Origin of the sequence: Nocardia arizonensis (genome assembly GCF_001310275.1) — a bacterium.
In the GTDB taxonomy this organism is placed as follows: domain Bacteria; phylum Actinomycetota; class Actinomycetes; order Mycobacteriales; family Mycobacteriaceae; genus Nocardia; species Nocardia arizonensis.
This window is the reverse complement of sequence record NZ_LGYZ01000006.1, coordinates 17,571-22,435: the sequence shown is the minus strand read 5'-3', so window position 1 is coordinate 22,435 and position 4,865 is coordinate 17,571. Positions and strand designations below refer to the sequence as shown.

Annotated in this window: 5 protein-coding genes; all 5 read right to left on the bottom strand. The window is 69.1% G+C overall.

From position 1 onward, the window contains the following. Positions 1 to 120: 120 nt before the first annotated feature. Positions 121 to 1,515 (bottom strand): sensor histidine kinase, encoded by a 1,395-nt coding sequence (locus tag APZ21_RS01015; RefSeq protein ID WP_054811321.1) that lies wholly within the window; start codon positions 1,513 to 1,515, stop codon positions 121 to 123. Between the two features lie 9 nt (positions 1,516 to 1,524). Further along, entirely contained in the window at positions 1,525 to 2,184 is a 660-nt protein-coding gene (locus tag APZ21_RS01010; protein ID WP_054811320.1) for a response regulator transcription factor, read from the bottom strand. A gap of 85 nt (positions 2,185 to 2,269) precedes the next feature. Next, on the bottom strand, positions 2,270 to 2,611 hold the full coding sequence (locus APZ21_RS01005; RefSeq protein WP_054811319.1) for a hypothetical protein: 342 nt from the start codon (positions 2,609 to 2,611) through the stop codon (positions 2,270 to 2,272). A 160-nt stretch (positions 2,612 to 2,771) separates the two neighbouring features. Continuing rightward, positions 2,772 to 4,466: an MFS transporter gene (locus APZ21_RS01000; RefSeq protein WP_156370543.1), complete on the bottom strand. Its 1,695-nt coding sequence runs from the start codon at positions 4,464 to 4,466 to the stop codon at positions 2,772 to 2,774. 27 nt (positions 4,467 to 4,493) lie between these two features. After that, entirely contained in the window at positions 4,494 to 4,850 is a 357-nt protein-coding gene (locus APZ21_RS00995; RefSeq protein ID WP_054811317.1) for a YbaB/EbfC family nucleoid-associated protein, read from the bottom strand. Positions 4,851 to 4,865: the final 15 nt, after the last annotated feature.

Below are 4,865 nucleotides of genomic sequence, written 5' to 3'. Positions count from 1 at the left end.
CACCAACCCTCGCTCACTGTCCCGGCGGACCCGAAAGCCCGTGCTGCACGCCGCATATCGTCACGCGGGAACGCGCGGGCGGAGCGCCGGGACGGGAGAGTTCACCGCCCGTTCAGCAGTTCACCGAGATGTCATGTCGGCCGGATCGACGATCGCGGGCAGGGTCACCGTCACCACCAGCCCGTGCGGGTCGGCCGATTCGACGAACATCAGTCCGTCGTACTGCGCCGCCAAGGTGGCCGCGATCGGCAAGCCGAGCCCCGACCCGCCCGCCGCGGCCCGCGCGCCGCGGAAGAATCGCGTGGTGATCAGGTCGAGCTCGTCGGCCGACACCCCGACACCGGTATCGGCCACCGAGATCACCACCGACTCCGATTCCCGGTCGACGGTCACGGTCGTGCGGCTGCCCGCCCCGGCGTAGCGAGCCGAATTGCTCAGCGCCACATCGAGAATCTGGGCGAGCACACTCGCGGGCACACTCGTGCGCGCGGTATCGACGAGCGGCTCGCAGGTCAGGACGATATCCGCGCGCAGGTAGGCGTCGCGCCAGAACCCGACGCGCTCGGCCACCGCGGCGATCGCGTCGAAACCGGCGGCGGCCGCGACCTGCTGCTTGCGCTCGGCGCCGACCGCGGAGGACAGCAGACCGTCGAGCAACTCGGTCAGCCGGTCCACCTCACTGACCACACTGACGAAGGTCGCCGCGGCCAGGTCGGCGGCCAGCATCGGCTGCAGCGCCTGCAACCGAACCGCCAGCGCCGCCAGCGGATTGCGCAGGGAATGCGCGGTGTCGATGACGTTCTGCCGCTCGGAGGCGGCCAGCGCGGCCACCGCACGCGTCACCGATTCGACACCGGCCGCCAGCATCAGGATCTCGGGCGGGCCCTCGCTCATCGCCGCGGGCCGCCGCGGTGGCACGCTGTGCGCGGGCAGGGTCGACGACAGCGCGTCGACATCGCGCAACAGCCCGGTCACCGGGCGCAGAATCCAGCCGGCCACCAGCAGCGCCAGCCCGGAGAAGATCAGCAGCGCGGTCGCGGTGACACAGGCCAGCTGCACCCACCTGACCACGATGTCGGTGCGAGTCACCGCGGTGGACACGGCGATCACCACCACACCACCCGCCTGCGGCGCGATGCCGATGGGCTGCGCGACGAACACCTCCTCGGTGTTCCACGGATACAGCGGTCGCGGCATCTCGAGCAGGTGACGATCGCGGGTCGCGGCGAGCACCCGCGCGTCGGTGCGGTCGATATCGACTTCGCACAGCACCGAACCGTCCGCGGCGAGAACGAGGATGCCGTTGTTGGTGCTGTCGCGGTAGGCCTGGGCGGCGTCGGTCAGACCCGCCGGTGACGTCGCCGCGAGCACGCCGAACCGGTTCGCGTCGTGCGCGCGCTCCACCACCAGTCCCCTGGTTCGGCTCGCGGCGAGTTCGCTGGCGATCACGGCGCCGAAGCAGACCATGCAGATCGCCGCCAGCACGGTGAACGCGGTGACCAATCGAGCGCGCACTGCGCCTGCTCAGCGCGACCAGCGATAGCCGAAGCCGTGGATCGTGGTGATCAGTCCCGGCCGGTTCAACTTCGCGCGGAGCGCACCCATGTGCACATCGAGCGAACGGGAGATCGATGGCGTCTTCGCGCCCCACACCTCGACCATGATGGTGTCCCTGCCCACCGCGACGCCGACCCGCTCGGCCAGCACACGGGCAACGGCGAATTCCTTCTGCGTCAACGCGATCGGTGTGTTCGCCACGGCGACGGTCCGCGCCATCAGGTCGACCTGGACGTCGCCGGAGACGATGACCGTCGGGGCCGTCTCGGTGGCGCGGCTGCGCCGCACGACGGTTTCCAGGCGCGCGGCCAGCTCACCGACGCGTGGGGGTTTGACCACATAGTCGTCCGCGCCGGCGCGCAGGCAGGAGACGACGGCGACCTCGTCGTCCTGGGCGGTGAGGACGATGACCGGGACCGCACTGACCTTGCGTAATTGGCGCAGCACGAGATAGCCGTTGAGGTCGGGCAGGCCGAGATCGAGGACCACCGCGTCGTACTCGGTGTGTGAGGTCAGCAGATCGAGACCGAGGGAAAGGTGCTCTACCGTGCCGAAACCGTGTTCGCGCAAGCCCTCGACCACGGCCCGTGCCATCCCGGCATCGTCCTCCACCACCACCACACGCATCACCCCGGTCCTTTCCAAAGCCCATGGAGCAATCCGACCGACCGGTGAGATTACCCCAAGCGCGGGAACAACACTGGCGTGCAGATCACGCGGTGGCCTTGGTCACAGCGGGGACGTGCGTGCCGACCGGCGACGACCCGACGACGACCGGTGGATATCCGGCCAGCCGCGGGGCAGGCGGCAGGCTGGGGAACCGCTTGCGCAGGCAACCCAGCTGACGGTAGATCCCGCGTAGCTCATCGTGGAGCAGGCCGAGTTCCTCGTGCACCCGCTCGGCCTCTTCGATGAGGTAGGCGCGAAACACCTTGCCCTGTTCGAGCTGCGCCCGCTCGGCGCGCGAGCGCGCCAGCACTTCCTCGGCCGAGGTGCGGGACGCGGCGGCCCGGCGTCCTGAGCCGCCACGGGAGCTGGGTTCGACAGTGCTCATGGTATATCCCGCCTTCCGATGAATTCTGCAGACAATTTATTCGCAGCATTCAGAATTCGTCAATTCAGGCGCCGAAATTTTGCAGCTGATCTGATTTCAGATGGAATTCGAAAGGAATCTTTAGAACCTTTTGAGATGTTGTCAGTTTCTTGGGAAACAGCTACTGGAGTGATTCCGTCTTGGACTTGCGATTCAGCGCGACCGCCACGAGCATGACCACCATCACCACGGCGACCACGCCGATCGTGGCCAGCAGCCCGCCCCGGTATCCGGCGACGAACGCGTTGCGCAGCGCGATAGCCAGCGGAACGCCGAGCCGATCGTCGGCCATGCTCACCGCGCGCACCCCGTCACCCACCGGGTCGTGGCCGACGTCAACGCCGCCGACGGCCCGGACCGCGGCGGGGACGACGAAGTTCGCCGCGTACCCGTGCGCGACGAGCCCGTTGACGATCGCGACGCCCCACAGCCCACACAGCTGCACCAGCACCAGCTTCGCCGCCCAGCGCACGCCCGTGCGCCGCGTCGGGTTCGCGGCGCTGAGCACCTCCAGCGCGATACCGAGCACCAGCGCGCAGCCCAGGCTCGTCACCGTCGCCATGGCGACGAGCGGGGTCAGGTCACCAGGTTCGCCCGCGGTCAATCCGATGGCGAGCCCGTCCATGATCGCGGTGGATCCGATGATCACCGCGACCACCGCGCAGCCACCGCGATAGAAGGCCGCACCGATTTTCGCGCCGACGGCGGTGGCCAGGCAGGTGGGCAGAAACAGCGCGAGGCCCGCGACCACGGGGACCTCACCCCCGAGCACCTGCAGATACTGGATGACCAGGAATACCATGCCGAACATCGACAGGACGGCGCACCCGAGCGCGAGCATCACCAGCCGCACCCGTGGTGCGGCACTGACCAGCCAGTCGTGCGGCAGCGAGCCGCCGCGCCGGATGAGTGCCGCCACCACCGCGAGCGCCCCGCCGAGCACCATCGCCGCGAGGAACAGCGGCGAGGTGAAGCCCACGGTGACGGCCTGATGCAGGCCGAGCGCCAGCAACCCGCCCGAGCCGACCATGGCGAGGATCGCGGGCCAATCGATCGGGCTCGCCGGGTCGACCGCGACGGCGGGGACCGCGGTGAGAACCCCGACCAGCACGATCAGGTTCGCGATCATCACCGCGACAAGCACATTCGGCCACCACACCTGGTTGAGGATCACCGCGGTGACGAGCATCGCGACCATCACTCCCGCCGTGGAACAGCCCGCCCACGCCGTCACGGCGCGCGCCCGGCGACTGCCGTCGCCGTAGACGAGCACGACCATCGCCAGCGATGCGGGCAGAATGGCCGCGGCGCCAACGCCCATGGTGGTGCGCGCGACAAGCAGGGCGATCGGGATGCTCGGAAAGCACACATGCAGCGCGACGCCGACGAGATAGATCAGATAGCCACCGACCATCACCCGCTTGGCGCCCAGCCGGTCGGCGAGCGCGCCGCCGCCGAGCAACAACGCGACATAGGCCACCACGTGCGCCGTCGGCAGCCACATCGAAATCGTCAGGTCGGGGCGATGTCCCAGCTGCCGCAGCAGCGTTTGCACGGCGATAGTCTGCATCGCGGTGTCCTCGGTGATCATGAACGCGACGGCGCACAACGTCAGCAAGACGAGGCGGCGTCGCCGGACACCGAGGGGCATCGGCTCGGCGCACGCTCCCGTCTCGGCTGCGTGCACGCGGGTGTTCTCCAGTACCATCGGCTGCCTCTCCGGTCCGGCTCGGGTCGTCTCGGGCCTCGCCGCGCCGTGGCCCGGTGTGTCAGAAGCCGTCGACAATCCCGGAATTGTACGGATTGGGCAGTTCACCCGGTAACCGAGCGCGACCCGGCCTGGTCAGCGCAGGAGGTCGCGCAGCGAGCCGACCAGGTCGCGCAGGCCGTCGAGCTGCGGCGGCGGCCCGGTGTCGGCCGCGACGGCGCCCATGAGTTCGCTGGTGCGCGCAGCGATCTCGCGCACGGCCTGCCGCGATGCCTCGGTGACGGCCTCGGCGATCTCGTCATAGCTCAGTTGCTCGATCCCGGCGCCGAACTTGATCTCGATCGCGATCCCCTCGGCGTTCACCGTCACCCGCACCCGGCGCCGCTGTGCCCAGCCGGTGGCGACCAGCTGCGCGCATTCGGCCTGCACCCGCGTCAGTTCGGCGACGGTGGCCTGGAATTCGTTGACGGCGCCGGCGAAATTGTCATCCATCGGTGCTCCCTTCGG

Excerpts from the sequence above, each read along its gene's own strand:
- APZ21_RS01005 (WP_054811319.1), bottom strand. The coding sequence starts at position 2,611 with ATGAGCACTGTCGAACCCAGCTCCCGTGGCGGCTCAGGACGCCGGGCC.
- APZ21_RS01010 (WP_054811320.1), bottom strand. The coding sequence starts at position 2,184 with ATGCGTGTGGTGGTGGTGGAGGACGATGCCGGGATGGCACGGGCCGTG.
- APZ21_RS00995 (WP_054811317.1), bottom strand. The coding sequence starts at position 4,850 with ATGGATGACAATTTCGCCGGCGCCGTCAACGAATTCCAGGCCACCGTC.